This window comes from Paenibacillus phytohabitans (genome assembly GCF_013141775.1).
Classification (GTDB): domain Bacteria; phylum Bacillota; class Bacilli; order Paenibacillales; family Paenibacillaceae; genus Paenibacillus_AQ; species Paenibacillus_AQ phytohabitans.
Map to the genome: position 1 here is coordinate 137874 of NZ_WHOB01000016.1, position 12707 is coordinate 150580.

At 50.5% G+C, this 12707-nt stretch carries 12 protein-coding genes; 3 read left to right on the top strand and 9 right to left on the bottom strand.

Going from position 1 to position 12707, the window contains the following annotated elements; all coding sequences use genetic code 11:
* Positions 1-115: 115 nt before the first annotated feature.
* From lpdA to pdhA, 4 genes are all read right to left on the bottom strand, one after another.
* Entirely contained in the window at positions 116-1528 is a 1413-nt protein-coding gene (gene lpdA / locus GC101_RS02285; protein ID WP_039299144.1) for a dihydrolipoyl dehydrogenase, read from the bottom strand.
* A 3-nt stretch (positions 1529-1531) separates the two neighbouring features.
* Positions 1532-3184, bottom strand: coding sequence for a 2-oxo acid dehydrogenase subunit E2 (locus tag GC101_RS02290; protein WP_171715941.1), 1653 nt, complete (start codon positions 3182-3184; stop codon positions 1532-1534).
* 108 nt (positions 3185-3292) lie between these two features.
* The gene (locus tag GC101_RS02295) at positions 3293-4270 is read right to left on the bottom strand and encodes an alpha-ketoacid dehydrogenase subunit beta (protein ID WP_042137842.1); all 978 of its coding nucleotides are present in this window, start codon (positions 4268-4270) and stop codon (positions 3293-3295) included.
* Positions 4271-4285: 15 nt separating this feature from the next.
* Positions 4286-5353, bottom strand: a complete 1068-nt coding sequence (pdhA, locus tag GC101_RS02300; protein WP_039299153.1) for a pyruvate dehydrogenase (acetyl-transferring) E1 component subunit alpha — start codon at positions 5351-5353, stop codon at positions 4286-4288.
* Between the two features lie 265 nt (positions 5354-5618).
* On the opposite strand from pdhA, the gene GC101_RS02305 reads away from it, so the two are divergent.
* The gene (locus GC101_RS02305; RefSeq protein ID WP_042137844.1) at positions 5619-6350 is read left to right on the top strand and encodes an alpha/beta hydrolase; all 732 of its coding nucleotides are present in this window, start codon (positions 5619-5621) and stop codon (positions 6348-6350) included.
* 135 nt (positions 6351-6485) lie between these two features.
* Here GC101_RS02305 and GC101_RS02310 read toward each other — a convergent pair whose 3' ends face one another.
* Positions 6486-6959 carry a low molecular weight phosphotyrosine protein phosphatase gene (locus GC101_RS02310; protein WP_171716272.1) on the bottom strand — a complete coding sequence of 158 codons (474 nt, stop codon included), beginning with the start codon at positions 6957-6959 and terminating at the stop codon, positions 6486-6488.
* A 168-nt stretch (positions 6960-7127) separates the two neighbouring features.
* Here GC101_RS02310 and GC101_RS02315 point away from each other — a divergent pair, with 168 nt between their 5' ends.
* Complete coding sequence (locus GC101_RS02315) at positions 7128-7769, top strand: thiamine diphosphokinase (protein ID WP_171715942.1); 642 nt, start codon at positions 7128-7130, stop codon at positions 7767-7769.
* A gap of 282 nt (positions 7770-8051) precedes the next feature.
* Positions 8052-8591, top strand: coding sequence for a C40 family peptidase (locus GC101_RS02320; protein ID WP_171715943.1), 540 nt, complete (start codon positions 8052-8054; stop codon positions 8589-8591).
* A 103-nt stretch (positions 8592-8694) separates the two neighbouring features.
* Here GC101_RS02320 and GC101_RS36690 read toward each other — a convergent pair whose 3' ends face one another.
* The 4 genes from GC101_RS36690 to GC101_RS02340 form a co-directional block, all read right to left on the bottom strand.
* Complete coding sequence (locus GC101_RS36690; protein ID WP_171715944.1) at positions 8695-9453, bottom strand: winged helix-turn-helix domain-containing protein; 759 nt, start codon at positions 9451-9453, stop codon at positions 8695-8697.
* A 129-nt stretch (positions 9454-9582) separates the two neighbouring features.
* A complete protein-coding gene (locus GC101_RS02330) occupies positions 9583-9885 on the bottom strand; it encodes a Dabb family protein (RefSeq protein WP_171715945.1) in 303 nt (100 codons plus the stop codon).
* Between the two features lie 15 nt (positions 9886-9900).
* Entirely contained in the window at positions 9901-10971 is a 1071-nt protein-coding gene (locus tag GC101_RS02335; RefSeq protein WP_171715946.1) for a ThiF family adenylyltransferase, read from the bottom strand.
* Positions 10972-11085: 114 nt separating this feature from the next.
* Positions 11086-12642, bottom strand: a complete 1557-nt coding sequence (locus GC101_RS02340) for an ABC-F family ATP-binding cassette domain-containing protein (protein ID WP_171715947.1) — start codon at positions 12640-12642, stop codon at positions 11086-11088.
* Between the last annotated feature and the right edge of the window lie 65 nt (positions 12643-12707).

Genomic DNA, 12707 nt, shown 5'->3' on the forward strand with positions numbered 1-12707 from the left:
AATCCGACTCCGTTTACACAAGATCTGCCCTATCCAAAAAAAGGATGTTCCCTAACCATTCAACATGGCTTTGGAAACATCCTCTTATGATCTTACCCGTGCAGGCGTAAGGGTATTATTTAATCACGTGAATCGGGTGTCCTTCTACCAGCTCAGCCGCTTCCATGACGATTTCGCCTAGGGTTGGATGCGCGTGGATCGTCAGGGCGATATCTTCGAGCGTAGCGCCCATTTCAATGGCCAGACCCAGCTCAGCGATCAGGTTGGAAGCTTCGATACCGACGATTTGCGCGCCGAGCACCTGATTATTGTCGCTCTTAGCCACAATCTTGATGAAGCCTTCCGGAGCATTCAGGGAAACGGCACGGCCGTTGCCTGCGAACGGGAATTTGCCGCTCTTCACAGCATAGCCCTTGTCCTTCGCTTCTTTCTCAGTCAGACCTACGCTGGAGCATTCAGGATCTGTGAACACTACTGCAGGCATAACTTTGTAGTCAACAACCGATTTGTGACCGGAGATGGCTTCAGCAGCAATTTTACCTTCGTAAGAAGCCTTATGTGCCAGAGCAAGACCGGGAACGATGTCGCCGATGGCAAAGATGTTAGGAATATTAGTGCGTCCCTGGTGGTCGACTTTGACCAGACCGCGTTCGTCCAGCTCAACACCGATCAGATCCAGACCCAGTTCACCGTCAGTGTTAGGACGACGTCCTACAGTTACCAGCAGGTAATCGGCAGTCACTTCTTTGGACTCGCCGCCCACGGAGTACTTCACGGTTACTTCCTTGTCGTTCTGAACAGCACTTTCAGCTTTGGCGTTAGTCACAATTTCAATACCGGTCTTCGCCATGTTCTTGGCAACCAGACGGGTCATGTCTTTGTCAAAGCCAGGCAGAACAGTGTCCAGACCTTCAATGATGGTTACTTTGGTGCCGAATTTGGAATACATCTGGCCAAGCTCTGCTCCGATATAGCCGCCGCCGATAACAATCATGCTCTTCGGAATTTCCGGCAGATCAAGCGCTTCAGTCGAGGACAGAATGCGTCCGCCGAACGGGAAAGGCTTCAGTTCAATCGGACGGGAGCCCGTTGCGATGATGCAGTTATTGAATTTGTAGCGCGGGGATTCATGATCATTGAACAAACGGGCTTCGTTTGTGCTGATGAACATAGCTTCACCGCTGAATACTTCAATTTTGTTGCCTTTCATCAGGCTGGTTACCCCTGAAGTCATTCTTTTGACAACGCCGTTTTTGAACTCCTGGGTTTTGGCCCAGTCCACTTTGACGTTCTCGGCAGTAACACCGAATACTTCGCCGTGCTGAGCAGCCTCGAATTGATGAGCTGCCGAGATCAGCGCCTTGGAAGGAATACAGCCGCGGTTCAAGCACACGCCGCCGAGTTCCGATTTATCTACAATGATTACCTTTTGGCCGAGCTGGGCGGCACGGATTGCCGCCACATACCCGCCGGGACCTGCACCAATTACCAATGTGTCGATTTCGATTGAAGCGTCTCCGACTACCATTTATTACACCTCCATAACTAACATATCAGGATTTGCAAGCAGGGTCTTAATGTAATTCATGAAGTTCTGAGCGGTTGCACCATCGATAATACGGTGGTCAAAGCTCAGGGACAGGGCCATAACCGGAGCAGCGACGATTTCGCCATTCTTAACAACCGGCTTCTCAGTGATGCGTCCTGTACCCAGAATCGCAACTTCAGGGAAGTTGATAATTGGGGTGAAGAACATACCGCCTGCGGAACCGATGTTGCTGATCGAGATGGTGCTGCCTTTCATTTCATTCGGAGCCAGTTTGCCGTCGCGTCCGCGGACTGCCAGATCTGTAATCGCGCTTGCGATCATCCAGATGCTCTTGCGGTCAGCGTCTTTGATTACAGGAACGATCAGACCGTTGTCTGTATCTGTAGCGATACCGATGTTGTAGTATTTCTTGTAGACAATTTCGTTCGTTGCTTCATCAATCATAGCGTTAAGCGCAGGGAATTGACGGGAAGCTGCAACGAGTGCCTTCACGATGAACGGAAGGTAAGTTACCTTCACGCCTTTCTTCTCCGCTACAGGCTTCATGCGGGCGCGGAAGGCTACAAGCTCAGTAACATCCACTTCGTCCATAATGGTAACATGCGGTGCTGTGTATGCCGATTTAACCATAGCATTGGCAATGGCTTTACGGATACCCTTGAATGGTACGCGTTCTTCTTCAAGGTTTGCATTGCCGGAAGCTGCCGGTGCAGCTGCTGCCTTAGCTTTTGGAGCTTCTGTTGCTGCTGCAGGTGCAGATGCCGCCGCCGGAGCCGATGCCGCAGGTGCTGCTGATCCGCCCTTCAGGAAGGATTCCACATCTTCAAGTGTGATCTTGCCGTTCTTGCCGGAGCCATTTACCTGAGAGATGTCAACACTCTTGTCACGGGCAAATTTGCGTACGCTTGGGGTTGCCAGCACTTCACGGTTAGGAGCCGGAGCTGCTGCCGTTGCTGCCGGAGCCTGGGAAGGAGCTGCTGCCTGCGCACCGGACGCTTCTGCATGGCCGCCTTCCTGCTGAGGAACATCACCTTCTGCAGCAATGATGGCCACTACTTCGCCTACACGGCATACTTGACCGTCTTTGGTGAACACTTCTACCACTGTACCGTTGACAGGAGAAGGAACTTCAACTACAGCCTTATCATTCTGAACTTCCATGATGATATCATCATCGGTGATTTTGTCGCCGACCTTGATATGCATCTTGATGATTTCCCCTTCATGCAGACCTTCGCCGAGTTCAGGGAACTTATATTCAAAGTTGCTGGTTCCGCCTGTTGCAGGGCTGCTGGCTGCCGGAGATGATGTTGTATCTGCTCCGCCCTTAGCTGCATCTGCTTCCTGGGAAGCCTGTTCTGCAGGATGGCCGCCTTCCTGTTCAGGAACTTCGCCTTCTGCATCAATAATTGCCACAACTTCACCTACACGGCATACCTGGCCGTCTTTGGTGAAGACTTCAAGCACTGTGCCGTTAACCGGACAAGGAACCTCTACTACTGCCTTGTCATTCTGAACTTCCATTACGATATCGTCATCGGTTACTTTGTCGCCGGCTTTGATATGCATTTTGATAATTTCGCCTTCATGCAGACCTTCGCCCAGCTCAGGGAACCGGTACTCAAATTTTGCCACCTTGATAACCTCCTAAAAGTTATGTTTGCATACGCTTAGTTTGTAAGCAGTACAATGTATTGCAGAAACGGGTGCCGCCCTTTTGCAAGGACGGCAAGGTCATTTCTCTTAGAATTCCATTACTTTCTTGACTGCCGCAATGACACGCGCTGGTGTAGGAATCCAGGAATCCTCGATTTGTGCGAACGGGAAGATTGTATCAGGGCCAGCTACACGAAGCACAGGAGCTTCAAGATGCAGCAGAGCTTTTTCATTAATTTGAGCAATCACTTCTGCGGCTACGCCGGAGCTCTTTTGTGCTTCTTGGACTACAATGGCACGGTTGGTCTTCTTAATAGAAGCAACAATCGTATCGATATCAATCGGGCTAACCGTACGCAAGTCGATAATTTCGGCTTTGATGCCGTCTTTTTCGAGCTGATCGGCCGCTTTGGTAGCAGTATGTACCATCAGGCCGTAAGTGATGATTGAGACATCAGTTCCTTCGCGTACTACATTAGCTTTACCCAATTCAACGGTGTATTCACCTTCAGGCACTTCTGCACGGAAAGCATGGTACAGGTTCAAGTGCTCCATGAAGAATACAGGGTCATTGTCGCGGATCGAAGCGATCAGCAGTCCCTTGGCATCGTATGGATTGGAAGGAATAACAACCTTGATACCCGGGCTCTGGGCAATCAGGCCTTCCAGGGAATCGGTATGAAGTTCGGCTGCTTTTACGCCGCCGCCGAATGGAGTGCGGAAGACTACAGGAGCATTATATCTGCCCCCGGAACGCCAGCGCAGGCGGGCAGCCTGAATGACGATTTGATCAAGTGCTTCGAAGATGAAGCCTACGAACTGGATTTCGGCAATCGGGCGGAAGCCCTGTACGCCGAGACCGAAAGCCAAGCCTCCGATTGCGGATTCAGCCAGCGGAGTATCAAAGACACGCTCCTCGCCAAATTCCTTTTGCAGCCCTTCCGTTACACGGAACACGCCGCCTACATTACCAACATCCTCTCCGAAGATAAGAACATTGGGGTCACGAGTCAGTTCAACGCGCATTGCGTCACGAATTGCTTCTTTCATATTCATCTGTGCCATTGCCTGATATCCCCCTTATTCAAAATCGGCTTTTTGTTCTTCAAGATGTTTCGGAGTTACCTCGAACATGCTGTCGATCAAGCCGGGAATGGTCATTTTTTCGGTCTGTTCTGCTTTTTTAATCTGCTCGTTCACAGTTGCTTTCGCTTCTTCTCTTACGCGCAGAGTGTCTTCTTCGGTCCAAAGGCCTTTTTTCTCCAGGTACTTGGCAAGACGGGCAATCGGATCTTTCTCATTCCATTGTCCTTCTTCTTCCTTGGAGCGGTATTTACTGGCGTCATCGGACAGGGAATGTGGACGGAAACGGTAAGTTACGGCTTCAATCAATGTCGCGCCTTCGCCTTTACGGGCACGTTCAGCAGCCTGCTGAACAGCGGAGATTACCGCGAACACGTCCATACCATCGATCTTGATTCCCGGAATACCTGCTGCAACCGCTTTGTGGGCGATCGATTTAGCTGCCGTCTGCTTCGCGAACGGAGTTGTAATCGCATAGCCGTTGTTCTGAACAAAGAAGATGACAGGAAGTTTGAAGACACCTGCATAGTTGAGGCCTTCATAGAAGTCACCTTCGGATGAACCGCCGTCACCTGTATAAGTAATAGCTACATTAGCTTGTTTCTTCAATTTGAAGCCCATTGCAATACCGGTAGCATGCAGGATCTGTGCCCCGATAATGATCTGCGGCATAAGTACATTTACGCCTTCAGGAATCTGTCCGCCGTGCTGATGTCCGCGGGAATACAGGAAAGCCTGATATAATGGAAGTCCATGCCATACCAGCTGTGGAATATCGCGGTAGCCCGGGCAGACGAAATCTTCCTTCTGCAAAGCGAACTCGCTGCCGATCATCGTAGCTTCCTGACCGGATACCGGTGCATAGAAGCCGAGACGGCCTTGACGGCCCAGGTTGACGGCACGGTCATCCCAAGTACGGGTAAATACCATACGGTACATAATTTCTTTCAGTTGGTCATCCGTAAGATCAGGCATCATTTCCTTGTTGATAACTTCTCCATCCGGGGAAAGTACCGAAAGGGCTTCAACGTCCTCTGTATACACTTCATAAGGAACTCTAGTCATTATCTTCACCTCAATAAAAAAATTTGAATATCAGTGGTCTCTGTTATAGAATTATTATACACCTGTTGTAGCTGTTTCGTCAAAGAAATACGCATAAAATTTATGTTTCCATAAATTTTGTATGTATAACAGGCTTTGGAATATCCTATAACAGATAGAAGGATATTATTCAAGTAAATGATATATCCCACATTTGCCGCTTGGGTAATTTTAACGTAACACTTAGTCTAATGCAAAATCCGACACGAAAGGTGACGATTGGACAATGAGCGAACCTGTTTTTCTGAAACGTACAATAGTGAAACAAACACTGTGGAGCGAGCACCTGCAGGAGGAACGCAAGCTGCGCATTTATCTTCCTCCCGGCTATAACGAAGTCCTCAGTTATCCGGTGGTCTACTGCCAGGACGGGGAAGAATTCTTCAACTTCGGCCGGATCGCCACACTTGCCGGGCAGCTGATTCTGGAGCAGGATGTGGATCCCTTCATTATAGTGGGTGTTGAAGTGAACGTAGCTGTCCGCACCGAAGAGTACGCTCCATTTGGCAGCCGCTTCAAGCAGTACCTTGCATGCTTCGCCGAAGAGATTATTCCCTTCATTGAACATAATTATCCTGTACGGCGTACGCCGGAAGAACGAATCATCGCCGGCGATTCCCTGGGCGGCAGTGTCTCCCTGCATCTTGCCCTGGCTTATCCGGCCTTATTCAACCGTGTGCTCAGCCTCTCCGGCGCCTATTACCCCGAAACCCGGCAGCAGCTGGAACAGGAAGATGATCTCTCGTGGCTTCAGATCAATATGGTCGTCGGTCTGCAGGAGCGAGACTACAAGACTGATACCGGAATCTACGATTTCGTAGAAATGAACAGGGAAACCAAAGCGATGCTGGAGTCAAGGGGAGCCACCGTATCCTACCGTGAGAAAGACGGCCGCCATCTCTGGGGATTCTGGCAAAAAGAGCTACCGGAATCATTACTCTATTTCTTCAACCGCTGAAACAGCTTTTAAGGCCTAAAAAGTGAACATCTTCCGAACTTATGTATGTTGTGCAGGTGAGTGCGCTTTCAGTACTGGGCGGGCATACGATGCCCGTCCTTAAATGTAAGGACGGCAACCGGCCTAGCTGCGGATCTATGCCTGCTCCAGCTTCTCGGTAATAATACGTTCCAGCAGCACTTCACAGCCGGCATTCACCAGATCATATACCTGCTCGAAATTTCCGGTAAAATACGGGTCCGGCACTTCACGAAGCTCCTCGTCCGGCAGCAGATCCATGAAGAACAACAGCTCCGACTTCTCGCCTCCGGGAATTTTGCGAACATTGTCCCCATTGGACTTGTCCATGCAGATTATATATTGAAATTTCTCAAAATCTTCGCCGCTCACCAGCCGGGCTGTCATGTGCTCATAGCTGATTCCATGCAGATCCAGAATCCCTCTTGTTCCCTCATGCGGCATCTTGCCGATATGCCAGTCTCCGGTTCCGGCTGAATCTACAGTGATTTGACTGAACAAATGCCGCTGCTCTATTTTGTGGCGCAGAACTGCTTCAGCCATCGGAGAACGGCAAATATTGCCCAGACATACGAATAACACGTTTACGATCTCTCTCACCTCCCGTGACCATTTATGCCTTCCAATCCGCAGATAATTCTTGCAGCGAAATGCATCTGTCTTCATTTTAGCGTTATGGCAGCAATTGTACAACTTTTCAAACTGCATTATACTGTTCAGGGTGACTAACTTAATAGCCACAACAAGGAGGGGATCATATTGCCATCTGGGCGTGTTGTCATATTTGCAGGCGGTGAGCTATCACCGGATGGTTTGCACCTATTAGATGAAGAGGATTTTATTATCGGAGCGGACCGGGGGGCTCTTTTCCTGATTGATCACGGATACACACCTGATATTGCCGTCGGAGATTTCGATTCCGTCTCCCCCGAAGCGCTGCTGCTGATCCAGGCGGGAAGCAAGGAAACCATCAGCTGTGATCCGGTCAACAAGGACCTGACGGACAGTGAAATGGCGCTGGATCTTGCCCTGAATACACAGCCTGAGTCCATTCTCCTTATGGGTGTAACCGGAACCCGTATGGACCATACACTGGCCAGTATCCAGATGATGACCCGGGCACTGCAGCGTCAGGTCGCCTGTTCTATCATGGATGCGAATAACTATATTACGCTGACCGGCTCGCATGCTGTAGTCGAGGAACGCGGGTATACCTATGTCTCTCTACTGCCTTTGACACCGGAGGTTACGGGAATCACGCTGCAGGGTTTTCAATATCCGCTGGAGAATGCCACCCTTAAGCTAGGCCAGTCTCTGGCCGTAAGTAATGTGCTAACAGCCGCTAGCGGAACGGTTGCCATTGAGAGCGGACTCCTGCTAATTATCCAGAGCAAGGACTAATTACATAGGTTTTTAGAGACATCACTGTAACCTTTGTTTCAAAAATGTAAAGCCGGGAATCTCCTTACACAGTAAGGGTTTCCCGGCTTTTTTCTATGCCTGTTCTTAGCTAAATATTAATATTTTGTAACTTTTAATGAGATTTTAATAAAACGCTTACAACCTAGGCCCAGCCTGCATTTGAAGCCTCTACTCCATAATTTAGGAAATAGATAACCTGCTATACTACGAATCAGAGAAAGACACTAGAAAGATAAACACAAACCTGGGAGGTATTACTACATGAATAAGCAACAATGGTTTAAGCAAGCAATTGCTATTGGAATGTGCACAACAATCGGGCTCGGCACCCTAATGGCTACCGGAGCAGGCACAGCCCCTGCTGCTGCCGCATCCGTATCCTCTTCCGCTGTCACAGCAGAATCCGTATCCGCATCTTCAACCGGCTCAAGTATTGTCAGCTTCGGCAAAAAATATCTGGGTACGCGCTACCAGTTCGGTGCATCCACTTCTACTACAAGATACTTTGACTGCTCTTCATTTACTCAATATATTTTCAAGAAATATGGCGTTAACCTGCCGCGTACTTCCGTAGCCCAATCCAAAGTCGGATCATCCGTGAGCAAGGCCAATCTGCGTGTCGGCGATTTGGTGTTCTTCTCCAGCGGAAGCCGGGCAACAGGCAAGAATGTAACGCATGTAGCAGTCTATGCAGGCAACGGCAAAATTCTTCACACTTACGGTTCACCTGGAGTAACGATTTCAGATCTGAATTCGGGCAACTGGAAAAAAACCTACCTGAAAGCACGCCGCGTACTATAGACGCATCTGATCAGCCCTCTCTTACTAAACGTGCTTCATTCACGATTTGTTGCAAGTCCATAGCACGGTTCTCAAAAAAGCCGGAGAGTCAGTTAAGTATTCCCTAACCTGTGACACCGCTCTCCGGCGCCCGCAGTACATATCCGGTTCCGCGTACCGTATGTATCAGTTTATTCCGGTGGCCCTTGTCTATCTTCATACGGATATGCCGGATGTAGACATCCACCACATTAGTGTCAGCGTGAAAATGATACCCCCATACCTGCTGTAAAATCTCGTCTCTTGGACAAATTTCACCCAAATTAACGGCAAGATAGTACAATAGGTCGAATTCCTTGGGGGTCATCTTCAGCTCTATTCCGTCCCGGCTTACCTGCCGGCGGCTGGGATCGAGCAATAAGCCATCCACCTTAAGCAGCGAAGCCGCTCCTCTGCGGCGTCCGGTAAGCTTCAATAGATTGAGCACCCTGCATTTGAACTCACCGGTATGTACAGGCCCCGCCATATATTCATTGCCTCCTGCATCAAAAGCTGATACAGCTGCCGGACCACGCGCCTCTTCATCCCCTCCGGATATCACCATTACAGGCAGAACCATCCCCCCTTCCCGCATTTCTGACACTACCCTCCAGCCTGACCAGCCTGCGGGTTCACCCAGCTCTGCGAGCAGCAGCACTGGTTCTTGACCAGACAGCAGCAAGCGAAGATTCTCTACATCTCCGCTTGTTGCTGTCTTCATACCCAGCTCACGGATTGCGGCTTCAAGCTCCGCACGACCCTCTTCCCGTTTCTTGCGTTCCGCCTCAGATTCCCGCACCTCCGGCGCCGGACCGGGCGCATACCAGGCAATGATTTCATTCACAATGAAGTCCCCCACCTTCCACCTTTGCACCGGCTGTACCGGCGCAGATGAAGCTTAGAGTTCCCGTAAAGCAAAGAGACCATTCCAGGGAATGGTCTCTTTGCTTTACTTTGCTTAGGCTACGGACGATTAATTCACGAAGTCAATCTCCTGGAAATCGGCTACCTCTACCTCCCAGCGTTTGGCAACAAATGCCTGATGCTCGGGATGGCTATTATAGGCATCATAAGCCGCCTGGTCTTCGAACTCCATCGAGAAGCCATACTGGAAGTCACATTTCACACTGACCTGGCGCAGCACCTCGAAATTCTCCACTACCGGAATGGCGCTGAGGATCTCCGCTCCGTCCCGCAGGAAGGCTGCAGTCTCCGCAGAGTCCGGGGCATGCTTCAATGTAAAAATAGCCATATGCCTGATTGTTCCGTTCTTCATCTTATCCCTCCTTCGTTATCCGAAATACCGGTGATAGAAGCTGCGTGCCGCAGCAATATCACTGGTTCCATGAATCAATGCCCTCCCGTCGGCAAACACAACCATACGGTAAGGCTCCTCTGTAAAGGAAACCAGATACGGATTGCTCTCTACCTTGCCGCTATTCAGCCTGGAGAGGCGGGCGGCAGTCTCCTGCAGATTGAGGCTCCGGCGCTGCGCCGGACGGATCTGCACCGTGTCCCGGCCGCAGAGCACATCACTGCGTTCTGTGTTAGCTGCCGACAGATACGGATAGACCGGATGTTCACCGCAGGATGGACAGTCTACCTTTTTCGCCGCCTTGACGCCAATCTCCTGCTGCTCGCTCTGCCAGATATCGAATGTCAGCAGCTTGCCGCGCAGCTTCTCTTTGTACCCGCCGAGCAGCTTCAGCGCCTCAGCTGTTCCATTTGCCGTAACCATCTGCACAGCTTGCGGCAGAATGCCGGCCGTATCACAGGTATCCCCGCCCAGCGGGATAGTACCCAGCAGACAATTCAGACAGGGCGTTTCACCCGGCAGGATGGTGTATGTAATTCCGTAGCTTCCGACACAGGCGCCATAGATCCAGGGAATGCCGTGTTTTTGCGCCAGGTCATTCATGATCAGCCGGGTGTCGAAGTTATCCGTCCCGTCCATAATCAGATCCACCCCTGGAAGCAGGCTCTCCATCTCCTCTGCACGCACATCCAGCACATGGGCTTCAAGCACGATTTCCGAGTTAATCTCCATGAGTCTGGATTTGGCCGCAGCCGCTTTGGGCATCCGCAGACGGGCATCCTCTTCCGTATACAGCTGCTGACGCTGCAGATTGCTCCACTCTACATAATCGCGGTCCACGAGGATGAGCCGGCCTACCCCGCAGCGCGCCAAAGTCTCGGCAATCCCTGTACCCAGTGCGCCCATTCCTACTATCAGCACACTTGAACGCGCCAGTCCCTGCTGACCCGCAGCCCCGAACGGAGTAAAGCGGACCTGTCTTGAATACCTTCCGTCCCGTCCCGCCGCTGATGCCGGAGCCGGTTTGTCATTGTCATTAGGACCCATTCCTGAACAGCCCCCTTTATCCAATAGAAAATATTTATTCCGTTTATCACTCTATATTATGAAAATCCGGGAAACAGCGCCTTGCAGCGCTCCTCCCCGGATGTTGTAATTCATCTATACAGTCTGAGCAGACCACTGCTCCACATTCCATACCTTCGTTACCCAGTCCTCGTAGAATTCCGGTTCATGGGAGACAAGCAGAATCGTCCCTTTGTATTCCTGCAGCGCCCGTTTGAGCTCTGCCTTGGCAACAATATCAAGGTGATTCGTAGGCTCATCGAACAGAATCCAGTTGCTCTCACGCATCAGCAGCTTACACAGACGTACTTTGGCCTGCTCGCCACCGCTCAGCATGCTAAGCGGACGGGTAATATGTTCATTCTTCAGTCCGCAGCGTGCCAGATGGCCACGTACTTCATTCTGGGTGAGACTTGAGAATTCATTCCATACATCTTCAATCGGGGTAATATTCTCCGCCTTCATTTCCTGCTGGAAATACGCTGAACTCAGGTAATCCCCCAGATAGGTTTTGCCGCTGTAGGTCGGGATTACGCCTAGAATCGTTTTGAGCAGCGTGGATTTACCGACACCATTGTACCCGACAATAGCAATCTTCTCTCCGCGTTCAATCATCATATTCAGCTTGCTTGGCAGCAGCGGACGATCATAACCAATCTCGAAGTCAATTCCTTCGAACACGGTCTTCCCGCTGGCCCGGCTCTCTTTGAACTGGAAGGTCGGCTTCATCGCCTCTTCCGGACGGTCAATCCGTTCCAGACGTCCAAGCTGCTTCTCGCGGCTCTTGGCCCGGCCCGATGTGGAAGCCCGCGCTTTATTGCGCTGGATGAAATCTTCCTGCTTTTTGATGAAATCCTGCTGCTTCTCATAGGCATCAATGTGCTGGGCTTTGTTCATCCCCGCCATTTCCAGGAATTTCTCATAGTTGGCCGTATAGCGGGTCAGCTTCGAGAACTCCAGATGATAGATCACATCCACGATTTTATTCATAAATTCCGTATCATGGGAGATCAGCATGAAGGCATACGGATAATTTTTCAGATAATTGGTCAGCCAGTCAATATGCTCCACATCGAGATAGTTGGTAGGCTCATCGAGCAGTAACACATTCGGTTTCTCCAGCAGCAGCTTCGCCAGCAGAACCTTGGTCCGCTGCCCCCCGCTCAGACTGGTTACGTCCCGGTCCAGACCGATTGCCGACAGGCCGAGGCCACCCGCCATATCCTCCACCTTCACATCAATCATATAAAAGTCGCCGATGTCCAGCTGTTCCTGAATCGTGCCCATCTGATCCAGCAGCAATTCCAGCTCTTCGGGAGTGGCGTCGCCCATTTTATCAGTAATGGCCAGCATTTCAGCCTCCAGCTCCAGCAGCGGCAGGAAGGCATCTTTAAGCACATCGCGTACCGTTTTGCCTGCCGTAAGCTGGGTATGCTGATCGAGATAGCCGTAACGGACACGCGGAGTCCACTCTAATTTGCCGCTGTCCTTCAACAATTTACCGGTCAAAATATTCATCAGCGTCGACTTGCCCACGCCGTTAGCTCCAACAATTCCTACATGCTCTCCATCCAGCAGGCGGAAAGATACATCCTTGAACAATACCCGGTCCCCAAAGTTGTGGGAAACGTCTTCTACAGTAAGTAAACTCATAAATTCTCCGCAAGCTCCTGTCTATATTATAAATATTACGAAACGGGTTAAGCACATACATCACT